The organism is Micromonospora sp. NPDC049201 (assembly GCF_055586805.1).
The window spans coordinates 274,819-296,974 of record NZ_JBVJHM010000001.1; the positions used below are offsets into that span (position 1 = coordinate 274,819).

General features: G+C 75.5%; 19 protein-coding genes. 16 read left to right on the plus strand and 3 right to left on the minus strand.

The features are described 5' to 3' along the window. Positions 1-4: 4 nt before the first annotated feature. Positions 5-943 carry a 3-oxoacyl-[acyl-carrier-protein] synthase III C-terminal domain-containing protein gene (locus ACZ6O5_RS01030; RefSeq protein ID WP_465973881.1) on the minus strand — a complete coding sequence of 313 codons (939 nt, stop codon included), beginning with the start codon at positions 941-943 and terminating at the stop codon, positions 5-7. A gap of 71 nt (positions 944-1,014) precedes the next feature. Here ACZ6O5_RS01030 and ACZ6O5_RS01035 point away from each other — a divergent pair, with 71 nt between their 5' ends. The 7 genes from ACZ6O5_RS01035 to ACZ6O5_RS01065 all read left to right on the plus strand — a co-directional run bounded on the left by ACZ6O5_RS01035 (position 1,015) and on the right by ACZ6O5_RS01065 (position 9,261). Beyond that, positions 1,015-2,166, plus strand: a complete 1,152-nt coding sequence (locus tag ACZ6O5_RS01035) for a glycosyltransferase (RefSeq protein ID WP_465973882.1) — start codon at positions 1,015-1,017, stop codon at positions 2,164-2,166. Positions 2,167-2,316: 150 nt separating this feature from the next. Next, positions 2,317-3,294: an ATP-binding cassette domain-containing protein gene (locus ACZ6O5_RS01040; protein WP_396773284.1), complete on the plus strand. Its 978-nt coding sequence runs from the start codon at positions 2,317-2,319 to the stop codon at positions 3,292-3,294. A 2-nt stretch (positions 3,295-3,296) separates the two neighbouring features. After that, entirely contained in the window at positions 3,297-4,061 is a 765-nt protein-coding gene (locus ACZ6O5_RS01045) for an ABC transporter permease (protein WP_396773283.1), read from the plus strand. 109 nt (positions 4,062-4,170) lie between these two features. Continuing rightward, on the plus strand, positions 4,171-5,823 hold the full coding sequence (locus ACZ6O5_RS01050; protein ID WP_465973883.1) for a class I adenylate-forming enzyme family protein: 1,653 nt from the start codon (positions 4,171-4,173) through the stop codon (positions 5,821-5,823). Positions 5,824-5,864: 41 nt separating this feature from the next. Further along, positions 5,865-6,809, plus strand: a complete 945-nt coding sequence (locus ACZ6O5_RS01055; protein WP_465973884.1) for a hypothetical protein — start codon at positions 5,865-5,867, stop codon at positions 6,807-6,809. 69 nt (positions 6,810-6,878) lie between these two features. After that, positions 6,879-7,364: a hypothetical protein gene (locus ACZ6O5_RS01060; protein ID WP_281942285.1), complete on the plus strand. Its 486-nt coding sequence runs from the start codon at positions 6,879-6,881 to the stop codon at positions 7,362-7,364. Positions 7,365-7,482: 118 nt separating this feature from the next. After that, the gene (locus ACZ6O5_RS01065) at positions 7,483-9,261 is read left to right on the plus strand and encodes a hypothetical protein (RefSeq protein ID WP_465973885.1); all 1,779 of its coding nucleotides are present in this window, start codon (positions 7,483-7,485) and stop codon (positions 9,259-9,261) included. Here ACZ6O5_RS01065 and ACZ6O5_RS01070 read toward each other — a convergent pair. Next, positions 9,222-11,180, minus strand: coding sequence for a hypothetical protein (locus tag ACZ6O5_RS01070; RefSeq protein WP_465973886.1), 1,959 nt, complete (start codon positions 11,178-11,180; stop codon positions 9,222-9,224). The two genes, ACZ6O5_RS01065 and ACZ6O5_RS01070, sit on opposite strands and share 40 nt — an antisense overlap. Positions 11,181-11,428: 248 nt before the next feature. Between ACZ6O5_RS01070 and ACZ6O5_RS01075 the strand changes: the two genes are divergently transcribed. After that, positions 11,429-12,913 (plus strand): S8 family serine peptidase, encoded by a 1,485-nt coding sequence (locus tag ACZ6O5_RS01075; RefSeq protein WP_465973887.1) that lies wholly within the window; start codon positions 11,429-11,431, stop codon positions 12,911-12,913. Between the two features lie 73 nt (positions 12,914-12,986). On the opposite strand, the gene ACZ6O5_RS01080 is transcribed toward ACZ6O5_RS01075, so the two are convergent. Then, positions 12,987-14,483: a ricin-type beta-trefoil lectin domain protein gene (locus tag ACZ6O5_RS01080; RefSeq protein WP_465973888.1), complete on the minus strand. Its 1,497-nt coding sequence runs from the start codon at positions 14,481-14,483 to the stop codon at positions 12,987-12,989. Between the two features lie 532 nt (positions 14,484-15,015). Between ACZ6O5_RS01080 and ACZ6O5_RS01085 the strand changes: the two genes are divergently transcribed. The 8 genes from ACZ6O5_RS01085 to ACZ6O5_RS01120 all read left to right on the plus strand — a co-directional run bounded on the left by ACZ6O5_RS01085 (position 15,016) and on the right by ACZ6O5_RS01120 (position 22,140). Further along, on the plus strand, positions 15,016-15,582 hold the full coding sequence (locus ACZ6O5_RS01085; protein ID WP_396773271.1) for a sigma-70 family RNA polymerase sigma factor: 567 nt from the start codon (positions 15,016-15,018) through the stop codon (positions 15,580-15,582). 99 nt (positions 15,583-15,681) lie between these two features. Then, a complete protein-coding gene (locus ACZ6O5_RS01090) occupies positions 15,682-16,863 on the plus strand; it encodes a zf-HC2 domain-containing protein (RefSeq protein ID WP_465973889.1) in 1,182 nt (393 codons plus the stop codon). Between the two features lie 129 nt (positions 16,864-16,992). Beyond that, a complete protein-coding gene (locus ACZ6O5_RS01095; protein WP_465973890.1) occupies positions 16,993-18,213 on the plus strand; it encodes a ricin-type beta-trefoil lectin domain protein in 1,221 nt (406 codons plus the stop codon). A gap of 206 nt (positions 18,214-18,419) precedes the next feature. Beyond that, positions 18,420-18,923, plus strand: a complete 504-nt coding sequence (locus ACZ6O5_RS01100; protein WP_465973891.1) for a hypothetical protein — start codon at positions 18,420-18,422, stop codon at positions 18,921-18,923. Then, entirely contained in the window at positions 18,920-19,609 is a 690-nt protein-coding gene (locus ACZ6O5_RS01105; RefSeq protein ID WP_465973892.1) for a hypothetical protein, read from the plus strand. The genes ACZ6O5_RS01100 and ACZ6O5_RS01105 overlap by 4 nt, the downstream gene beginning before the upstream one ends. A 65-nt stretch (positions 19,610-19,674) precedes the next feature. Continuing rightward, positions 19,675-20,046: a hypothetical protein gene (locus tag ACZ6O5_RS01110; RefSeq protein WP_465973893.1), complete on the plus strand. Its 372-nt coding sequence runs from the start codon at positions 19,675-19,677 to the stop codon at positions 20,044-20,046. 2 nt (positions 20,047-20,048) lie between these two features. After that, positions 20,049-20,795, plus strand: a complete 747-nt coding sequence (locus ACZ6O5_RS01115) for a DUF8175 domain-containg protein (protein ID WP_465973894.1) — start codon at positions 20,049-20,051, stop codon at positions 20,793-20,795. Continuing rightward, entirely contained in the window at positions 20,788-22,140 is a 1,353-nt protein-coding gene (locus tag ACZ6O5_RS01120; protein ID WP_465973895.1) for a hypothetical protein, read from the plus strand. The genes ACZ6O5_RS01115 and ACZ6O5_RS01120 overlap by 8 nt, the downstream gene beginning before the upstream one ends. The last annotated feature ends 16 nt before the right edge of the window (positions 22,141-22,156 follow it).

Sequence of the window (22,156 nt, forward strand, 5' to 3'; positions counted from 1 at the left end):
CCGGTCAGTGCTCGAACACCATGGCGGCGAACGTGGCCCCGTCCCCGGCGCCGACGGCCGCGACGAGGTACCGGTCGCCCGGCCGCAGCAGGTCGCGTTCCCGTGCGGTGCGGTAGTTGACGAACGCGTCCGCGCAGAACACGTGCCCGGCGCCGGTGACGTTGTCCAGCAGCACCCGGTCCAGCGGGAACCCGATCAGCTTGACCAGCCGCTTCCAGGTCATCAGGTTGACGTTGTGCGGCAGGATCAGCCGCAGGTCGGCGAGCGTCGTGCCGGCCCGCGCCAGGGCCCGACCGATCACCTCGGCCAGCACCGGCCGGTACTCGCGCTGGAACCGGGCCGGCGACGCGCCGCCGGCCACGTCGAACTCGCCCCGCTGCGCGGCGGCGTACGCGAGCAGCCGGTCCCGGCGCCCGTGCGCGCTGACCAGGCACGCGGACGCGCCCTCGCTGAACACCGACGTCTCCGGGATGAACTGGGCGTCGCGGGTGAACGCCTTCTCCCCGGTGAGGACCAGCGCGAGCGGCTCGTCGCCCGGCGGGTGCGGCTCGGCGGCCAGCAGCCGGCCAGCCACGTCGACCGCGGCCAGCGCGCTCGCGCAGGACTGCTGCGTCAGCGTGAACGCCACCGCGTGGCCCAGACCGACCGCCCGGCAGACGTCGTGCAGCGGGTTCACCGGGTACGGCGCCACCACCGGGAAGGCCCGCGCGTACACCACGAAGCGCACCCGGTGCGCGACGTCGCGCAGCGCGGTGAGGCCGTCGACCGCGTGCCGCAGCAGGTCGGTCAGGGACAGGTCGGGGTCGTGGCGCACCTCGGTCAGCCCGTGGAACCGCCGGAACAGCCGGATCTGCATCTCGGTCAGGCGCAGCGGCGCGGCCAGACTCTCGATCGGCACGCGGCGGGCCGGCAGGAACACCGAGACGGCGTCGACAGCCGTCATCCGCACACCGTCACGGAGAGGATCAGATCAACGACGCCGGTGGATGTCAACGCGCGTGGCATCATATCGACGTGGCTCGGTTCCTCTTCGTGGTGCTGCCGGTGGTCTCCCATCTGAACGCCCCGCTCGCCATCGGCCAGGCGCTGACGGCGGCCGGACACGAGGTGGCCTGGTGCGGTCCGCGCAGCGACCTGCGTCCGCTGATCGGCCCGGACGCCACGCTGTTCCCGACCGGGAAGCGCTGGTACCGCCCGGACGGCGAGTCCGGGATGGCCGCGGTGCGCAGCCTCTGGGCGGGGCACGTGCTGCCGGCCAACCGCTTCATCCGGGACGCCGCCGAGCAGGCGGTCACGGAGTACCGGCCGGACGTCGTCGTCGTCGACCAGTACGCGATGGCCGGCGCGCTGGCCGCACACCGGCACGGCGTGCCCTGGGCGACGTTCTGCGTCGGCATGCTGGAACTGACCCCGCCGACGGCGGAGATGCCCGAGTTCACCGACTGGGTGGCGGCCCAGGTGCGGCACGTGTGGGCGATGACCGACCTGCCCGTCGACGAGACGCTCGACCTGCGCTTCTCGCCGTACCTGGTGATCGGGCTGACCACCACGGCCCTCACCGGCCCGACGCCGATGCCGGCGCGGTGCGTGCTGACCGGGCCGGCGCTGGGGCGGCGGCCGAACGCGCCCGACTTCGACTGGGCCGCCTGGGCGCCGGACCGCCGGCACGTGCTGGTCACCGTCGGGACGATGGCCGAGCACCTGGCCCGCGACTTCTACCGGCGGGTGACGGCCGCCACCGCGCCGCTCGCCGACCGGCTCCAGGTGATCCTCACCGCCCCGGCGGACCTGGTGCCCGACCCGCCGGCACACGTGCTGGTCGCGCCTCGGGTGCCGGTGCTGGAGCTGATGCCCCGGCTGGACGCGGTGGTCTCGCACGGCGGGCTGGGCACGGTCTCCGAGGCGCTGGCGCACGGCGTGCCGGTGGTGGTCGCGCCGATCCGGCACGACCACCCGACCATCGCCCGCCAGGTGACCCGGGCCGGCGCCGGCCGTGCGGTCTCCTTCCACGAGGCGACCCCGGCGGAACTGACCGAGGCGGTGACCGCGGTCCTCGACGATCCGGCGTACCGGGCCGGGGCGGCCCGCGTCCGCGACTCGTTCGCCGCGGCCGGCGGCGCGGGCGCGGCGGCGGCGCACCTCGCCGCGCTGGCCGCGACGCCGTGACGCCGACCCGCGGCGAACCGGAACGCATCGACCGTTGTCCCACGCCCGGGCCCGCACTAGCCTGACCTGACGCCCCCGTCCGGCCAACGTCGTGATCGGACGGTGCGCGACGCGGGCCGGCCCCGCGTCGTCGCCGCACGAGGAGGCTCGATGATCGAGGCCACCGGCCTACGCAAGTCCTTCCGGGTGGGGCGTGGTCGCGGCGCCAGCACGGTCGAGGCGGTCCGCGGCGTCGACTTCGCGGTCCGGCGGGGCGAGATCGTCGGCTTCCTCGGCCCGAACGGCGCGGGCAAGTCCACCACCCTGCGGATGCTGGCCACGCTGCTGCGTCCCAGCGGGGGCGCGGCGACGATCGCGGGCGTCGACCTGCTGCGCTCGCCGGCCCAGGTGCGCCACCGGATCGGGTTCGTGGCGCAGGCCAGCGGCACCTACGACGACTCCACCGCCCGCCGGGACCTGATCCTCCAGGCGCGGATGCACGGCCGGTCGAAGGGCGTGGCGCAGGAACTGGCGGCGGCGGCGATCCGCGCGTTCCAGCTCGACGACTTCGCCGACCGCAGGATCCGGACGTACTCCGGTGGGCAGCGCCGGCGGCTCGACGTCGCGCTCGGGGTCATCCACTCGCCGCAGGTGATGTTCCTGGACGAGCCCACCGCGGGCCTCGACCCGCCCAGCCGGGCCCGGATGTGGCAGGAGGTCCGGCGGCTGCGCGAGGACGGCATGACGATCTTCCTCACCACGCACTACCTGGACGAGGCGGACAGCCTGTGCGACCGGGTCTCCATCATCGACGCCGGCCGGATCGTGGCCGAGGGCACGCCGTCGGCGCTCAAACGGGAGATATCCGGTGACGTGGTCGCGATCGACTTCACCGCCTCCGACCTCGCCGACCCGGCCGGCGGCGGCCTGCCGGCCGCGACGAAGGTGCTCGCCGAGGCGCCCTACGTGCGCGGGTCCGAACCGGTCGACGGCGCCCTGCGGCTCTACGTGGACAGCGCCGCCACGGCCATCCCGCAGATCATGCGGGCGCTCTACGACCGGGGCATCGAGCCGGGCGCGATCGAGACCCGCCGGCCCAGCCTCGACGACGTGTTCCTGGCCAAGACCGGCCGTTCGCTGGAGGAGTGACCGTGCGAGTCGTCCGTGACACCTGGCTGATCTTCCAGCAGGAGGCCGGCCTGATGGTGCGCAACCCGGTGATGGTCGCGTTCAGCCTGGCCCAGCCGATCACCTACCTCATCCTGTTCGCGCCGTTCCTCAAGGTGGTGATGGTCGACCGGGGCGCCTCCACGTACGCGGACGCCTACCGCATCTACGTCCCGGGCCTGTTCGTGGCGATGGGCCTCTTCGGTGGCCTGTTCGCCGGCTACGGGCTGCTCAGCGCGCTGCGCGCCGGCATCATCGAACGCTGCCGGGTGACCCCGGTGAGCCGGACCGCCCTGCTGCTGGGCCGCGCCCTGATGCACGTGTGCCTCAACGTGGTGCAGGCGGTCGTGATCACGCTCGTGGCGCTGCCGTTCGGGCTGCGCGTGCACCTGGCCAACCTGCTCGTCTCGTACGCGCTGCTGGCCGTGATGGTGCTGCTGAGCACGTCCATCTCGTACGACATCGCGTTGCTGGTCCGCAACGAGAACAGCCTCGGCGTGCTGGTGAACACCGTGGGCCAGCCGATCTCACTGCTGGCCGGCGTGCTCATCCCGCTCGTGCTCGCCCCGATGTGGATCCAGCGGGCGGCGCTCTGGAACCCGTTCGCCTGGGCCACCGACGGCATGCGGGCGCTGTTCGCCGGCCAGATCCTGCAGACCGTGGTCTGGCAGGGCGCGCTCATCATGACCGGGCTGGCCGCCGCCAGCCTGTTCTGGTCGTCGCACCTGTTCAACCGCGAGGTTTCCTGACCGTCCGTCCATCGACCATTGTCTCGCCGTGGCCGGCGCTCTAGCCTGATCGTGTCCTGGCGCGGCGGGGGCGCTTTCGGTGAGCGTGTCACGTGGGGAGGCGACTCGTTTGGGTGCCGACAACTTCCGGGCGACCCTGGCGGCGGACCAGGAACTCGGCGCGGGCAACGTGCTGCTCCGGCTGGCCGAGCACGGCGCCGACATGCGGACGCCCCGGGTGACGTTCGACGTCGACGTCGACGGCATCCCCGCCTGGACGCCGCTGTCGCTGGCCACCCTGACCGAGCGGGTAGCCGCCCGGGCGGCCTGGTTCGCCGGGCGCGGCATCGGCCGGCGCGACCCGGTCGCGGTCTACGTCACCTCCGCGCCGGACGTGTTCCTCAACTTCCTGGCCCTCACCCGGCTCGGGGCGATCCCGGCGCTGATGAACGGCAACATGCCGATCGAGTTGGCGGCCGAGTTCGTCCGCCGACTGCGCGGCGTCGGCGTGCTCGTCGACGCCGACCACGACGCGCTGCGCGGGCACGACCTCGGCGTACCGGTCCTCGGCGACGCCGCCGAGACCGGCACCGGTGACCCGGCGCGGGCGCCCGCGCACCACCGGCACCATCCCGAGGACCCGGTCGTCATCACCCACTCCTCCGGCACCACCCGGGTGCCGGCCGCGATCGTCCACTCGCACCACGGCCTGTTCGCCGCGATCCGCGCCGTACGGCTCACCGAGTCCCGGCCGCACGGCGAGGTGCGGGAGATGTCCGCGCTGCCGGCCGCGCACGCCGCCGGCATCATCACGCTCAACCAGGCGCTCTGCAACGGCTACCAGTTGCTCTGCCTCTCGGCGCAGGGCGGCCCGTTCGCGCGCAGCGCCGAGACCGTCCTCGACGCCATCGAGCGGTGGCGCCCGACCGGTGTGTTCGGCTTCGCCGTGACCTGGTCCGAGCTGGCCCGCGTCGACCTGACCACCCGCGACCTCAGCTCGGTGCGCAACTGGTTCAACACCGGTGACTGCGCCCACGAGTCGCACGTCCGCCGGCTGGTCGCGGTCGGCAGCCATCCCACCTGGACCCCCGACGGGCCGGTCGACGTGCCCGGCTCGAAGTTCGTCGACATGCTCGGCTCCACCGAGATGGGGCACGGCGCGTTCCGGATCACCCACCGGCCCGGCAGCGACCGCTACGACCGCTGCGTCGGCAAGCCGTACCCGTTCGCCGAGATCGCGCTGCTCGACGTGGCCACCGGCGAGGAGGTGCCGGAGGGGCAGGTCGGGCACGTCGGGCTGAGGTCGCCGACGCTGGCCATCGGCTACTGGAACGACTCGGTCACCACGTACCGGACCCGGCTGAACGGTTACTACCTGACCGGCGACCTGATGTACCGCGACGCGCGGGGCGACTACCACCACGTCGACCGGGCCAGCGACGCGGTCGACCTGGGCGGCGGGACCTGGCTCTACACCGCGTTGTCCGAGGAACGCATCCTCGCGCACTGCCCGGACGTGCGGGACTGCACCGTCATCGCCGCCGCCGGGGACGACGGCGCCACCGTCACCGAGGTGCTGCTCCTGCTCACCGACGCCGCCGACCCGGCGCTGGACCGCACCGACCGGGTCCGGGCCGCGTTGGGCCCGGCGGTGGCCGCGACGCTGCGCCGGGTGGTGTCCGTGCCCGACGACGGCGTGGTGATGGGTCCGACCGGCAAGGTCCGCAAGTTCCTGATGCGCCAGCGGTTGCTGGCCGACGCCGGAGCGTCCCCCGCGGGGTGAGCCGGGCCGCGCGGTCGGCGTGCGGACCCTATCCTCGTGCCGTGTCCTACGCCGCGCTCACGTCCGCCGAGTGGCACGCCATGTCCGACGACGCCGCGCACCGGGTCGCGGCGGGGATCGCCGACCGGCACGGCCTGACGCTGCGGGGCCTGGCGGTCCGGGCCGGCGCCGGGTGGTCGCACCGGCAGGCCCGGTTCGACCGGGACGGCACGCGGTTCGCGCTCGTCCCGGGCGGGCGACCGACACTCGGGTACGACGGCTCACGGTTCCGCCCGGACGCCGCCCAGGCGGCCGACTACGCGGAGAGCGCCGACGAGTACGACCTGCCGCCCGTGCCCGAGTTCGTCGACGCGATGACGTCGCCGGAGCGGGTGGTGGAGATGCCGGCGATGCTGGTGGCGGTGGACGCGCTCGACCCCTGCGGCATGCCGTTGGCACCGGACGATCCCCGGGTGCGCGAGGTGGCCGCGTCGGCGGAGCCGGGGGTCGGCGGGATACGGCGGGTCGGGCCGGACGGCGGGCTGCACGTCGAGTTCGACCGGACCGGCCGGGTGACGCGGGCCCGGCTGATCCGACAGGTCTCGTACGACGAGGCGATGGCCGGGCTCGCGCGTCTGGACCTGCGGACCACCACCCCGGACGAGTGGGAGTGGGCGTGCGGGGCCGGCGCGACGACGCTATTCCGCTGGGGTGACGACCACCCTGCCGACGGATACCCCTTCGACCACCGCACCGGTCCGCACCGGGAGGAGAACCGGTGGGGCCTGGCGATCGGGCAGGATCCCTACCGGCACGAGGCGACGACCGAGCGGACCGTGGTGTGCGGCGGCGACGGGGGCGGCGCGACCTGTGGTGGCAGCGGATTCTTCCTGGGCTGGCTCACCCTGGCGACCGCCTACCGGGATGACGACTTCGGTCGCTGGCTCGCCGCCGACGACGGCTACGCCGACGAGGTGCTCACCCGCCCGGTCGTCGAGCTGCGCTGACCGGACCGCCGGTGGCCGGAGGTTGGCCCGCGGGCGCGGGGGTGCGCCGCCGTGCCAGAATCGTCAGCCGTGTCCTACCTCCCCTCGCAGCCGTACCCGCCGATGCCCGGCGCGGTCACGCCCCTGGTCGCCTACCCTCATCCGATCGCGCCGCCGCCGGGCTTCGCGGTGCTCGTCGTCTCGGTGAACCGGGGGCCCTACCTGGTGCCCGCGCCGACGACCAGCCGCTTCAAGGTGGACGGGCGGTCGGTGCCGATCCCCGGTGAGGGAACCTGGCACATCGCGGTCCCGGCCGGTCCGCGCGACGTCCGCTACACCGACTTCATGGGCATCCCGATCATCACCACGTCGGTGCTGGCCCAGCCGGGGGCCGCGCATCACCTGTCGTTCCGGTTCGGTGGCTGGCGCAACCGGGTCCACGACGCCTACGGCACCGACGTGACGCGGTTCGGCCTGTGGTCGAACTACAGCGTCGCGCTGGCCGCGCTGGTCGTCGTCGTGCCGCTCTGCTGCGGAGGGCTCGCGCTGATGGGCGTCTTCTCCACCTCCCCGTGACACCGTTCCGCCGGCCCGCTCCGTGATCCGACCACGATCACCGTTGAACCGCCGGCGATCCGGTCCGTAGTGAGCCCGACGGCAGGGTGGCGGTGGCGGAGGAGAGGGAGGGCGACGCGTGCGGATGCGGTGGGCCGTGCTGGCGGTGCTGGTGCTGGTCGGGATCTGGCTGGTGCCGACCGGTCCGGCGCGCGCCGCGCCGGCGGAGACCGGCCGGTACTACGTGGTCGGTCCGCCGGTCGACGGACAGCGGGAATACCTGTACGCCATCGCGTTGCGCACGCTCGGCAACGGTAACCGCTACCGGGAGATCGTCGACCTGAACACCGGTCGCGCCCAGCCGGACGGGGAGACGTTCACCGACGGGCTGGTGTTGAACCCGGGCTGGGTGCTCGTGCTGCCCCGGGACGCCAAGGGCCAGGGGGTACGCATCGGTCCGCTGCCCCGGACCCGAACCCGGTCCGCCCCGCCGGCGACCCGGTCGCCGGACCCCGCCCCGTCCACGCCGGCCCGCACCACGGCCCCGCCGAGCCGCGTACCGCCGTCGACCCGGGCGCCCGCCACCACGAAGGCGGCGTCGCGTCCCCCGGTCGCCACCGAGGTGGCCGCTCCGCCGCCCGGAGGACGCCGGGCCTCGGGCGGCGGGGTCGACCCGATGGTGATCCGCGTCGGCGCGGGCGTGCTGTCGGTGCTGCTCGCGGCGGTGGCGATCGTGCTGCTGCGCCCGCGTCGCGCCGCTCGTGGCGTGTCCCTGGCCGGTGACGACGGGCCGTGGCCGCCCGCGCGGCACCACACGCCCGCGCCCGGTGACCGTGTCGCGATCGAGCCCGGCGGCCCTGTCACGCCCGCGCCCGGTGACGGCGTCACGCCCGCGCCCGGTGACCGTGTCGCGCCCGAGCCGGCGCCGGCGGTGGCGGGAGGGGCAGCGGCAGCGGACGACGCCGCGACGGCGGTCCGCCGGCCCGTCGGCGACCCGCCCGGACCGTCCCGGGCGGTCGCCCCGGACCAGCCGGCCGGCCGCTCGGGGAGCACCACGACGAACTCGACGGCGTCGCCGGCGCGCAACGCGACGAAGGCCGGTGCCGGCCGCTCCCGACCCGCGCCGTCACCGGCCCCGCCGCCGGCCGGCCCGCCCACCGCCGGGGTCGCCCCGCCGGCCACACCCCGGGCGTCGGTCGAGGGCGCGGCCGACACGCCGAAGCCGCGTCCGGCACCGTCGACGGCGTCCCCGGCCCCCCGTCCCGCCGCGTCGCCGGGGAACGCGACCGGCACCGGGACCGGCACCGGGACCGGTCCCGCTGCCACCGGGACGACGCCGGACGTGCCGCGCCCGCCGCTGCCCGCCGCGGACGAGGCGCCGTACCTCACCGCCGACCTGGAGACCGACGTCGGCCCGGCCCGGGTGCGGCTGGTCGGGGTGGCGGCCGGGCGGGGCGTGCCGCCGTACGCCTGGCTGGGCCCGGGGGAGACGGCCCCGCCGGCCGTGCTGCCGCTGGTGCTGGGGCGTCGCGGACCGTGGCGGCTGCACGTGGACCTGGCCCGGGTGCCCGACGTGTTCACGCTGGTCGGGCCGGCGGCGGTGTGTGGCCGCGCCGCCGCGACCCTCGCCGGACGCCTGGCGGACGCCGGTGTCGCCGTCGCGGTGGTGGGCGAGGCGCTGGGCGCCGAGCTGCCGGACGGCTACCGCCGCCTGGCCGGCCTGCCCGAGCCGCCGCGGCCGGGGGAGGACCTGCCGGCGCCGTCGGTGGTGTTCACCGCGGGCCCGTCCCCGGCCGGGGCGCGCGGCCTCGCCGCCGCCACCGACGGACGCTGTGTGCCGGTGGTGCTGGGGCCGGTCCCGGCCGGCCGCTGGTCGCTTCAGTTCGAGGTGGCCGCCGGGCCGGTCGGGGCGGACTGAACGCCGCGCGCCACCACGGGCAGCGGGCCGGCCGCCACGCCGGGCACCGCCTCCCACGCCCCGTCCCGCGCCCGGTGGACGCGGTCCACCTGGACCCGGTCGTAGGAGCGGCTGGTGAGGATCAGTTCGACGCCGGCCTGCCGCAGCCGCTCCGCGCGGCCACGGGCCAGCGGCAGCGCGGCCAGGGCGTCGGCGGTGGCGACGACGTCGAGCGTACGGCCACGCGGCACCCGTACCTCCACGAGCAGCCGGCCGGCCCGGGCCGCCGGCCGCCGCCGGGACAGCGGCAACCAACCCGGCGCCAGGCCGCGCGAGTGTGCCGGCAGCAGCGCGTACGCCCGCCGGGTGCCGTGTGCCGGCCAGCGGCTGACGTCGTGCGGCAGCCCGGCGCTCGACGCGCTCGTCGGCGCGGGGCGGATGCGCAGCGCCCCGCCGTCGAGCCCGTCGACGGGGCGCAGCCGGCCGTCGTCGGTGGCCCGGAACGCGCCCCGCACCCGCGCCCGGTCCAGCCGGCCGGCCGGCAGCAGGTAGGTGTCCGGGGCGCCGAGCAGGTACTGGAGGCGGGCCGGGACGTGCGAGCGCAGCACCTGCACCGGGATCGCGCCACCCGGCTCGACCCGTACCCGCAGCAGGTCGGCCCGGTCCGGCGCGGACCGCGGGTCCAGGTAGCCGACCAGGAACAGTTCGGCGCTGGGTACGCCGTCGGCGGCGGCCCGCTCCAGGTCGCCGGTGACCGGCACGAACGCCTCGAACGCCTCGACGGTGACCTGCTGGCCGGGGCGCAGCCAGGGCGGCCCGTACCGGCCGGCGCGGCGCTGCTCGGCGGCCAGCGGGGGACGGGGCGAGGACTCCGGGACGCTGACGTCGTGGTCGTCGGGCACGTCGGCGGTGGGCGGCTCGACCGCCCGCATCCCCTCGGCGTCGACGTCGGCGTCTGCGTCGGTCACCACGATGCGCTGCCGCGACGGGCGCGGCACCAGAAGACCGTCCGCTGTCGCGTCGACGCCCGGCGGGCCCTCGGCGTACCGGGGGCGGTGGGCCTGCCACGGCGCGACGCCGCCGGCCGCGTCGAGCGCGCGCAGGTGGCGATGGTCGGCGACGAGTTCGGCGCGTCCGCCCGGCGGCGGGGTCCAGACCGTGGCGCCGGTGGTCTCGGCCAGCTCGGCGGCCTGGGCCGCGAGCTTCGCCTGCTCGTCCGGCTCGGACGGCCAGGTGAGCCAGAGCCGCAGGTCGGCGCCGTAGAGCGGCAGCTCACCGAGGAGCGCGGCCAGGTGCCCGGCGTCGCGGACCTGCTGGGTGCCGCTGTAGTCGCCGATCAGGAAGCCGCCGGAGCGGGCCGTGACGGAGACCGTGACCAGTTCCGTCGCGGTGGCGCCGAGCCGGTGGGCGGTGGCCCGGCGGGCCACGAAGTCGGCCCGGGTGGCCAACGCCACACCGGTGGGCAGCGGCAGGTTGACCACGCCGGTGCGGGGCCGGACCAGACCGTCCTCCACCGCGAACCAGCCGGGCAGCGGGGTGGCGAGGTCCGGCGGTTGCAGCATCAGCCAGTCCATCGGCTGCCGGGTCACGCGGTCCAGCGGCAACGCGTGCAGCGGCCCGTCGCCGGCGTCGGGCACCCGGCCGGGCAGCACCTGCCGGATGTCCGCGCCGTCCGGGCTGACCAGCACGTCGTGCCCGAGCAGGCCGGCCACCTCGGTGAACAGCTCGGCGTGGCGGGCCCCGTCGTCGGTGAGGATCCGGACGTCGTCGGCGGCGTCCCCGGTCCGCCGGACCAGGTCCGCCAGCGCGGGCGCGTCCAGCGGGCGGTCCGGCGCGGTGGGCAGCGCCGGCTTCCCGCGCGGGCCGCACACCAGCCACAGATCGAGCAGGCCGGGCACCCGCCGGTGCCGGCGCGGGTCGAAGCGGCGGGTGGTCGGCATCCGGTCGATCCCCCGGCCGTCCACGGGGGCGGTCCGTGCCAGCCCTGTCACCGCCGCCCCGCCTTCGTCACACAGTCGTCCCGCCGTCGGCCGGAGCCGTTCGACATCGAGGGCCGGTACCCTCGGCGGTCTCCATGACGGACGCCATGGAAATCTGGTTCAGATTGATTTGAACGAAGTCGGCGCGGATCCGCAATAGACGGTGACGGCCGGTCGGTCTGGGCCGCGGTGACGGAAGGGGACCCGAGGTGCTGGCGAAGCACTCCATCCTTGCAAGACTGCTCGTGGTGGTGATGGTCGGCTGCGCGATCCTGGCCGTGCCACGGCCCTCGGCTGCCCGGTCCGGGCCGGACACCGAGCCGTACGTGAAGTACTACGTGGTCGCGGCGCAGTACCAGGGCCAGCCGGAGGATCTCACCGAGATCGCCCGGCGGTTCCTGGGCAGCGGCGCGCGGGCCGCCGAGATCTACCAGCTCAACACCGGGCGGGTCCAGCCGGACGGAGCCCGGCTCACCGACCCGGGCACGCTGCGGGCCGGGTGGCACCTGGTGCTGCCGTGGGACGCCGCCGGTGAGGGGGTCGAGTACGGACAGTTGCCGGCCCCCCGCCGGCCGTCGGCCCGCCCCACGCCGACCCGGTCGCCGGGCGCGCGGCCGGACGGCAGCCCGTCACCGGGCGCGAGTCCCACGCCCTCCGGTACGCCCACCGGCCCCGGCCGGGACGGGAAGTGCACCGCCACCACCGCGTCGAGCGGCCGGTCGGAGTGGGCGCAGCTACGCATGGCGGCGGACAGCGCGTGGACCCTGACCCGCGGCAACGGTGTCAAGGTGGCGGTCGTCGACACCGGCGTCGACGCCGGCCTCCAGCAGCTCAGCGGCCGGGTCGCGGTGGGCGCGGACGTCACCGTCGGTAATGGACGCGGGGACGAGGACTGCCTCGGCTCCGGCACGGCGATGGCGGGCATCATCGCGGCGGACGACAGCGTCGAGAACCGCCCGGTGGGGTTGGCGCCGGACGCCACCATCGTGCCGGTGCGGATGGTCCGGTCCTCCGGCGACGCGCGCCCGGCCGACGCCGCGACGGCCATCGAGGTGGCGGTCAGCACCGGCGCCTCGGTGGTGGCGCTCGGTTCCCGGGTCGACCTGGCCGACCCGGCGGTGGCGGCGTCGCTGGCCACCGCGCTGGAGCACGACGTGCTGGTGGTGGCGGGAGCGCCGGTCAAGCCCACCACGCTCCCGTCGCCGCGGGGCGGATCCGGCGGGTCGCTGGTGCTCACCGGCGGCGTCGGCGCGGGCGGCCAGCTCGCCGAGAAGTACGTCGACGGCTCGGTCGAGGTGGTCGCGCCCGGCATCGAGGTGGCGACGCTCGGTGTCGGCGGCGGCAAGGTGATCGGCAACACCGGCACCGAGTTCGCGGTGGCGTTCGTGGCCGGTGAGGCCGCGCTGATCCGGGCCGCCCAGCCCGACCTCAGCGCCGCGCAGGTGGAGGAGCGCATCCGGGCCACCGCCGAACCGGTGGGCGGGCAGGTCGCCGAGGGAGATCCGCGCTACGGCTCCGGCATGATCAATCCGGCGGCCTCGGTGGCCCCGTCGGTGGACGCCCAGGCCCCGGCCGCCGCGCAGGCGGGCCGGGGCGGGGGCGCGCTGGTCGCCGTGCTGCTGGGGTTCGCGCTGCTGTTCGGCGCGGGCGGCTTCCTGGTCTACCGGCTGCGCCGCCGCCGCTGGGCCGGCTGACCGCCACGCAGTGAAGGAGGGGCCCCTTTTTAACAGACGTCTGTTAAAAAGGGGCCCCTCCTTACACCTCCGGCTAGCGCAGCGACCAGGTCTGCTTCGGGTTGAACACGCAGGTCCACGCGTTCAGCGGAGCACCCGTCCCGTGCCCGTCCACGTCCAGGCAGCGGTCGGTCTCCGGGTTGAACAGGGACCGGATGCCCTTGTATTCGGTCCATCTCCACTTCTGGGCCGGGTTGCCGCTGCACAGGGCGCTCTGCACCGGCGCGCCGTCCCGCTTCTCACCCCAGGCCACGTCCAGGCAGAGACCGTTGGCGCGGACGCTCCCGTCGGACTGGAACGTCCACCACTGCGCCCGCTCCTCCCGGCACGGCCGCAGGACCACCGGGATGCCGTCCCCGGCGCCGCCGCTGGCGCAGAGCCCGGTCTCCTTGCCGACGAGCTGCTTCGCGCCGGTCGGGCGCTTCGGCGGGGCCGGCTTCTCCGGCTCGGCCGGTGGGCGGGTCGACGGCGACACGCTGGGTCGTGGCGCGGGCGGCTTGACGCTCGGCGTCGGGCTGGGCGACCGGGGCGTGGCGGACGGGGAGGGGCTCGGGCTGGCCGGTGCCGCCGTGAGCCGCCCGTCGAGCGCGTAGAAGTCGGTGAACTCCTTCACCCGGCGCAGGAACGCCTGCGTGTCGTCGTCCAGTTCACCGCCGGTCTGTCGCACCGCGGTCGGCCCGTTCCGGTACGCGGCCAGCGCCAGCAGGCCCGGGTCACCCTCGAGGCCGGCGAGGTCGCGACGCAGCGCGCAGAGCGCGACGCCGACCGCGGGGACGGCCACCTGCGGGTCCCACGGTGAGGCGCCCGCCGGCCCGTGTGCCCGCCACACCTCGGGCAGGAACTGGGCGATGCCTCGCCGGCCGTCGTCGCCGAGCAGGTTCGGGTCGAAACCCGACACCGCCATGAGCTGGGCCGCCACCGCCGCGGGCGGCACCTCCGGGCACACCGAACCGGCCCGCACCACGAGCCGCACGTAGCTCGCCGGCACCGCCTTCGGCTGCTGGCGCTCGGTGTCCGATCGGGTGGTGCCGGAGCCGCCGAACGCGGTCAGCTCGCCGTAGTACGCCGCGTAGCGGCTGACGTCGTCGACGTACGTGACCGCGTCGGACGGGACGCCCTTCGCCTCGCGTACCCGGTCGAGGTCGGTGTGGAACGCGGCCAGGGACAGCCGCCACGGGTCGCCGGGGATGGCGGCCAGGCGCAGTTGCCCGCTGAGGTCGCACATCTGGTGGGCCAGCGCCAGGATGTTGGCGGCCGTGTCGGTGCGGTCCGCGCCCGGCCACGGCGCCCAGGACTTCCACCGGTCGTCGTCCAGGCCGGCGAAGCCGCGCCCACCCGAGGTGGTCTTGCCGACGCGTCCGTCCAGGCCGGACTCGGTCATCAGCTGCCCGGCCAGCCGGGCCGGGGTCAGCGTGGGGCAGGAGCGGGCCGCGGCCCGGATCGCGGTCAGATGCTCGGCGGAGACCTTGCGGCCGGTCAGTTTGTCGTCGCGGGCGGTGGCGATGCCCCAGCTCACGGAGGCGACCACCATGAGCAGCACCGCGAGGCCGGCCGCGATGGCGGCGACGACACGACGCGGTATCCGGGCAAGCCGGGATCGGAGGCCAGGAAGATCGGGTGTCACGGGACTTCCCTTCCGGTGATGACGTCGCCTGGCGTGACGGATGCGCGACGTCCTCGGTTCACCCGACCGGAATCATTCCGATTCCAGTCCGGCCGCCATTGAACCGACCGGCGCACCGGGCCGTCAACGTGGACGGCGCCGGACGGACCGGTTTCCGCCGCCGAACACCGCCGGATCGTCGATCGGAGTGCCCGATGTGGACTCGCCACCATTCGCCCGGCGCGGGGCTGACCAGCGTCGTCGTGGGCGGGGCCGGCCCGCGCCGGGTCGTCGTCCGTCGGTCGGGGCGCGTCCGGTGAGCACCGCCACCCTGGTCGCGGTCCGCCGGCCGGCGACGGCGTCCGATGAGTACGGTTATCCTTCTCCCTCAGAGGGGTCCGGTGCCGTGGCGCCGGGCCGGCCGGGCGGGCACGCCCGACACGTCAGGGGGAGGCGTTCTGTGTCGGCGGTGCCCAACGAGGCGGTGGAGCCCGGAGTTCCGGGCGAGGCCGTCGGTCAGGGTTCCGCCGAGAGCCTGATGCGGTGGATCCACGAGCAGTACCGCGAACCGCTGCTGCGCTTCGTCACCCGCCTGGTGCTCGGCCGGCAGGAGCTGGCCGAGGACCTCGTGCAGGAGACGTTCCTGCGGGCCTGGCGCAACCTCGGCACGCTGGCCGAGGAGCCGCGCCGGATCGCCCCCTGGCTCTACACCGTCGCCCGGCACGTGGCCGTCGACGCCGGCCGGGCCCGGCAGGCCCGGCCGCCCGAGGTCGCCGTGCCGGACCTCAACCGGCTCACCTCGGCCGACGACGAGATGGACCGGGTGGTCACCGCCCACACCGTCCGGCTGGCGCTGCGGCAGATCAAGCCGGAGCACCGGGCGGTCCTGATCGAGATGTACTACAAGGGCGCCTCGGTCGCGGAGGCGGCGGAGCGGCTCGGGATACCCGAGGGTACGGTAAAGTCCCGGACGTACTACGCGGTGCGGGCGCTGCACGCGGCGATCGGCCCGATCGAGTCGGCCTGATGTCACGTCCCAGCGGCTCCTCGTCCGATCCCGGCACCGACGCGGTGACCCGGGTCGTCGTTCCGGCGCACCCTTCGTCGGGTCGGGAAGGGGGGCGTGATGCGCACCGGCGGTGAACACCCCACGTCCGCGCACGAGGCGCTCGCGCTCTACCTGCTCGGCGCGCTCGACGAGACCGACCGCGTCGCGTTCGAGGCGCACCTGGCCGGCTGCGACGAGTGCCTCTCCGCCGCCGCCGACCTGGGTGGCGTGACCAGCGGGCTCGGCGCGCTCGACGCGGCCGACTGGGCCGAGTTCGACGTCCCACCGGCCGCGGTCCTGCCGCCGGCCTCCGTGCTGCCCCCGCGGGCCGTCCCGGCCGTGCGCCCCGACCCGGCGTCCACCGCCGTCGTCGAGCCGGCCGTTCCCGACCCGGCGGTCCCCGACCCGGCGGTCCCCGACCTGGCGGTCCCCGACCCGGCCGTTCCCGACCCGGCCGTCCCCGACCCGGCGGTCGTCGGGGAGCCGGCCGCGCCCGTTGTCCGGGAATCGGCCGCGCCGGCCGCGGGGGAGCCGGCCGCGCCCGTCGTCCGGGAATCGGCCACGCCGGTCGCCGGGGAGCCGACCCCGCCCGTCGCCGGGGAGCCGGCCGTGCCGGTCGCCGGTGGACCCGTCGTTCCGGAATCCCCGTCGGACGCCGGTGCGCGCCCGGCGTTGCCCGCCGTGCCCCGCTCCGGGCCGGACCCGGACGGCCCGACCCCGCCGGACGGCGGGCCGGTGCCGGCGGGTCGGCGGCCGGTGCGGCCCGGCCGAGGGCCCGGCGGCACGACCGGGCCGGCGCCGTCGTCCGGTCGCCGCTCCCGCCCCGGCGACGGTCGTTCCCGGCCGCTCTCCGCCCGGCGCCGGTTGCTGCTCTGGGGTGGGGCGGTGGCGCTGGCGCTCGCGGTGCTCACCGGTGGGATCGTGGCCGTTGTCGGCGGCGGCGGGGGCCGCGACGACCTGGTGCTGACCGCCACCGGCGAGGCGCCCGGCCAGGGCGTCAGCCTCTCCGTGTCGATCACCACCCACGAGGGCCAGGGCTCCACGATCAGGATCACCGCGACCGGGCTGCGGCCCGGCCTGCGCTACCGGCTCTTCGCGGTGACCCGGGACGGCGTCACCCACCCGGTCCGGGACTGGACCGCCTCGGCCGGTCCGCAGGAGGTGACCGGGGAGCTGTCGCCGTCGGTCGACGACCTCTCCTTCGTCGGCGTGGGCCGGCCGGACGGCACCTCCGTGGTGACCGCGCCGATCTCCCGCTGACCGCGGCCCCTCCGATCCGCACCGAATCCGGTTGAACCGGAAGCCCGCCCGCGCCGTCGTGTGGCCGTGCGCCTGCCGCACTCGTCGGGGGACGTGACGCGTCCCCGCGTCAGGCCGAGGGAGGGCTACATGGCAGTGAACACCGGATCGTCGACCCGCGGGCGACCGACGCGCAGGAGGTCCGCCCTGCTCGCCGTCGTGTTGCTCGGGTCGGGGCTGATCGTGGGCGTGCCGGGCGGCACGGCGACCGCCGCCACCGGGGAGCGGGTGACGTTCGTCAACGGCACCGCGGAGACGCTGTGGATCGGCGCGGGGGAGAGCGGGGACGGCTCGCGGCCGATCACCGGCCTGCCCACCCTGCGTCCGGGCGAGAAGGGCACCATCGTCATCCCGGACGCCGGCGAGCCGGGCCACTGGCGGGGCCGGTTCTTCGCCCGCCAGCGCTGCGACGGCGACCCGAACGGGTCGTTCCGCTGCCGGGTCGGTGACTGCGGCGCGTTCGCCGACAGGTGTGAGCGGGGCGCGGAGCCGGTGAGCCTGGCCGAGTTCAACTTCGACCGGAACAACGCCGCCGCGCCCTGGTACAACGTCAGCTACGTCGACGCGGTCTCCACCACGATCACGATCGACGCGCCCGGCGCCCCGAGGCCGGAGCCGGCGGGCAGTTGCGCGCGGTGGGACTGCTCCGCCGGGCAGCTCCTCGCCGCCTGCCCGGAGGCGCACGCCGTCCGGGACCCGGCCCGGGGCGACCGGATCAACTGCGTCAACCCGAACCGGGACGCGGAGAGCGCGTACACCGCCGCGCTGCTTCCGTTCGGCCCGCGCGCCTACCTGTGGTCCACCCACGACCGGGTCGCCGGCAACGAGACGGTCTACAACTGTCCGGGCTGCGCGGAGGTCGTGGTGACGTTCCGCGGCGGTGGGGACCCGCCGGCGCCGAAGCGTACGGTCGTCCGCTCCACCTCCGGTTTCGCGCTGCGCGGGTACGCGGACAAGTGCGTCGACGTGCCGGGCGGCGAGTCGGCCGACGGGGTGCGGTTGCAACTCTGGCACTGCAACGGCACCCCGGCCCAACGCTTCACCCGTGGACCCGGTGACACGTTGACGGTCCTGGACAAGTGCATGGACGTGGCGTGGGCGTCCCGGGACAACGCGGCCAAGGTGCAGCTCGCGTGGTGCAACGGCGGGCCGGCGCAGGTCTGGGTGGCCGAGGGCGGGCTGCTGCGCAATCCGCACTCCGGCAAGTGTCTCGACGTGCGCGACTGGAACTCCGACGACGGCGCGCCGCTGCAGATCTGGGAGTGCGCCGCCAGCCAGAGCAACCAGAACTGGCGCGAGACCGCCCGCTGATCCGACCGGCCCCGGGACGGGCCCGGGTGCTTCGGCGCCCGGGCCCGTCGTGCCACCGCCGTGCGGTCCCCGTCCCCGCCCGACCGGTGGGCCGGGCCGGGGCGGGCTCCGGAAAAAACCTGGGATCCGCGCTGAACCGGGTGGGCGGTCGCGTCGTAGTGCGGCCGGCAGACGCGATGCGAGCAACGAGGGAGGCGAGACGGACGATGAGCCAGCCGGTGATGCTGCGGCGACCAGCCGAGCGTGACGAGCGTCCGGCCCGACACCGCGACGTCCTCTCCGACCAGGGCATCGGTTGGATCGGCGCGCACGGCGGCGCCGGCGCCAGCACCCTCACCCGGCTGCTCGGCGGCACCGACGTCGGGTGCCGGTGGCCGGACCCGGCGATCGGCGAACCGGCCCGGGTCGCGGTGGTCGGCCGGACCGGCCTGGACGGTCTGCGGGCGGTCTCCCGCGCGTTGAACGCGATGCGGGAGGGTCGGCACCCGGCCGGGATGTGGCTGGTGGGGGTGGTGCTGATCGCCGACGCCCCGGGCCGGCTGCCGGCGCCGCTGCTCGGCCGGATCCGGCTGCTGCGCGCGATCGCCCCGGTGCACCGGGTGCCGTGGATCCCGTCGTACCGGGTGGGGGTGGAGCCGAGGCAGCTACCCCGCCAACTGGCCCGGCTGGCCGCCCTGGCGGAGGCCCGGCCGGGACGGGGGACGCGGTGATCCGGCCGGGCCGGTCCTGGCCGGTCCTGGTCGCCCTGGTCCTGGCGCTGCTCGCCCTCGCCCCGCCGACGGCGGCGGTGGCCGCGGGCAGCTACACGGTGACCGTCGACGGCGGCGACGCCGCGTTCCTCTACAAGATCTGCCTGAAGACCACCACCACGGTGAACACCTACCCGGCCGGGCACGGCGACCGGGTCTGCTCGGGCAAGAAGGGCTCGACCGACGGCTCGTTCGACCTGACCGCCGAGTACACCGACGGGGACACGGTCTGGATGGACGTCGAGATGCTCGTGGACCTGAGCGGCCACTCGCGGACCAAGGACGACGTGGAGATCACCGGATCCCACTCGTGCACGCTCAAGGGCGCCCTGTACGCGGGCAAGTTCACGTGTGAGAACGCGATCAACAAGAAGAGCTTCAGCACCCCGTCGATCGCACCGTACGAGGTGGACGTCGACGACGCCGAAGCGCCGGTCGTGCAGCTGCTCACGCTGATGGCGTGGTGTGTGAGCGCCGCCGCCGTGGTCGGCCTGCTACTGACCGGCATGACGTTGGCGTCGCAGTTGCGGCGCGGCGCGCTGGAGGAGCGGACCGAGTACACCAAGCAGATCGCGTTCGTGATGGCGGCGTGCCTGCTCGCGACCACCGCCGGGCCGATCGTCGAAGCGCTCGGGTTCAGCCAGTGACCACCCGACCCGGCCGGCCGCCGGCCGGCTGACCGACCCCCTCCCTGACAGCGAAGGAGCACCCCATGGCCCTCTCCGACATCTACTACAGCGGGCTGGTACGGATCCCGGTCGGGTTCCGCCTCCGCCTCGAGCCCACCCCCGAGTCGTCCGGCGGCGGCGTGCCGCAGCCGTCCACCGGCGGCAACTCGGTGCCCGGCCAGCTCGCCACGAAGGTCGAGCAGGCGCTCGGCCTGGTCGCCTGGGCGGGCACCGCCGCCGGCGTCCTCGGCGTGCTGATCACCGGCGCGGTGATGGCCATCTCGCACAAGCGGGGCGAGAGCTCGGAGCACATGAGCCGGCTGGGCATGGTGCTGGGCGGCTGCATCCTGGTCGCCACCGCGGGCCCGATCGTGAGCTGGGTATTCGGCACCGGCGGCCAGGCCGAGGGGAACTGACCGTGCGCTCACGACACGCGTCCGGGCCGGTGGAGGGCGGGCCGTTCTGGCGGCAACGCCGGTGGCAGGTGTCGGCGGCCTTCGTCGTGCTGGCCCTCTGCGCCGGCGTCGGCGCGGCGGTCTACGGCGGCGGGGACGACGCCACCCGGGCCGCGCCCGCGACCGGGCCGGTGATCGGCGGTCTCGGGCCGGACGGGTCGCGACCGCAGGGCTGCCGCACCGTGGACACCGCGCAGCAGATCCCGGTCGAGGCGCCGGACGACGTCACCTGGCGGCCGGTCAACGGGGCGCAGACGCCGTTCTCCGCCTCGGCCGGGCCGCTGCGCACCACCGGGCCGCTGCGCTGGTGCTTCGCGCACACCCCGATGGGGGCGGTGCTGGCGGTGCACACGATCTCCCGCCAGATGAGCGGTCCGGACTGGCGGACGGTCAGCCGGCAGCAGCTCGTGCCCGGGCTCGGGCGGGACTACTTCGACGCCATGCGCGAGTCGCTGGAGGAGGGCGGCCCGCCGCAGACCTCCAACCGGCTGGCCGGGTTCCTGGTGGTGCGGTACACGCCCCGCACGGCGGTGGTCCGGGTGCTGGTCCGGCAGGCGACCGCGCGGTACTTCTCGGTCGACTACACGGCGGACTGGAACGACGTCGACTGGCGGCTGCGCCCGTTGACCTCCGGCGGCCTGTACGGGCCGGTCACCGCGGTCGTGTCGCTGACCGGGTTCGTGCTGTGGCGGGGGGTCGGCGATGGCTGAGTGCGCGACCGGCGACGCCGTCTACATCGGGGAGATCGGGCAGGTCGTCGGCTTCTTCGAGCGCGGGATCGACGGCATCCTCAGCGACATCGCGGGCGCCATCCTGGGCGCGGCGGTGGAGTTGTTCGCCAACCTCGGCGACGTGCCGACGCTCGGCGACGAGACCATCAACAACCAGATCCATCTGCAGACCAACTGGCTCGTGGTGTCCATCGCGGTGGCGTCGTTGCTGGCCGCGGCGTTCCGGATGGCGTTGCTGCGCCGGGGGCAGGCGCTCTGGACGGCACTGCTGGGCCTGGTCCGGATGGTGCTCACGGTGGGCGCCGCGTGGACCGTGCTCAACCTGCTCGCCACCGAGGCCGACCGCTACAGCGACCACCTGTACGACCAGGGCATCAAGGCGCAGCTCAAGCTGATCGCCAACTGCGGGACCGACGGGCTGACCGCGTTCCTGCTGATCATCATCGGGTTGCTGCTGCTGGTCGCCGGCTGCATCCACGTGATCCTGATGTATCTGCGGCTCGGCGCGATGGTGCTGCTCACCGGCACGCTGCCGCTGGCCGCCGCCGCGTCGATGACCGAGTCGGGCGGCGGGTGGTGGCGCAAGCACATCGCCTGGATGGTGGCCTGGCTGGCGTTCAAACCGGTGGTCGGTCTGATCATGTACTCCGGGGCCGCCATGATCGGCTCGGTCGACGGCGACGCCAAGCACTACAAGCTGGCCGGGGCCGCCATCCTGCTGATGGCCGCCGTCGCGCTGCCCGCGCTGATGCGGCTGGTCGTACCGGCCATGGCGGCACTGGGTTCGGGCGACGGCGTGGGCGCCGGCGTCGGCGCCGGCGCGGCGGCGGCGGGCACCGTGGCGAGCGGGGCCAGGCGGATCGCCGGCGGCGGTCACGGCGGCGGCGCGGCCCGGGCGCCGCGCGGTGGCGGTGGCGGCTCACCCTCCGGCGCGGCCCGGGGCGGTGGCGGGTCGGGGTCCGGCGGGGCGTCGAAGACCGGCGGGGCATCCCGGGCCGGCGGGGCCGCGACGTCCGGCGGCGGGTCCGCCGGCAGCGGTGGCGGGTCAGGTAGCGGCGGTGGCGGTTCGGCGTCCGGCGGGCAGCCCGCGTCCGGCGGCGGCGCCCCGGCGCCCGAGAACGCGGCGCCGTCCGGCGGCGGTTCGTCCGGTGGCGGCGGACGCGGCGTCGCGTCGACGGCCGGGCGGGTCGTCGGCGGCGCGGTCGTCGGCGCGGTCGGCGCCGCCGCCTGGACCGCGCAGAAGAGCGCCGGCGCCCTCGCCGGCACCCACCGGCACGCCGCCGGCATCGCCGGGGGAGCGCTGCCGCAATCCGACCGACAGTAGGCCGGCCCAGGAGGAC